Raw genomic sequence first — 386 nt, 5'->3', positions numbered from 1 at the left:
GTCCAGGACTCCACCCCGGACACCGACGAGTCCCGACGCCGCCTGGGCTCCTACCTGACCTTCACCGCCGCGCACGTCAACGTGATCACCAGCGCCATGTTCATCACCGCCATGGCCGGCAACCCGCTGGCCGTGGACGCCGCAGCCAAGCTCGGGGTGGAGATCTCCTGGGGTCAGTGGGCCCTCGCCGCCCTGGTCCCCGGCCTGGTCAGCCTGGCCGCCGTGCCGTGGCTGCTCATGAAGATCTACCCGCCCACGCTCAAGGAGACCCCGGAAGCACCGGCCATGGCACGCCGGGACCTCAAGACCATGGGCTCCATGACCCGCGGCGAGATCGTGATGGCCTGCACCTTCGTGCTCCTGCTCCTGCTGTGGGTGTTCGGCAC

The 386-nt window shown here is 69.2% G+C and carries 1 protein-coding gene; it reads left to right on the top strand.

Translation table 11 applies throughout. The features are described 5' to 3' along the window. Positions 1–386, top strand: a 386-nt coding sequence (locus LLU09_RS12550) for an anion permease (RefSeq protein WP_228312056.1), incomplete at both ends; no start/stop codon positions are given.

Source organism: Salinicoccus sp. RF5, from assembly GCF_020786625.1.
Lineage (GTDB): Bacteria > Bacillota > Bacilli > Staphylococcales > Salinicoccaceae > Salinicoccus.
The sequence above is the reverse complement of the archived record's forward strand: the minus strand, read 5'-3'. Positions and strand labels throughout refer to the sequence as shown.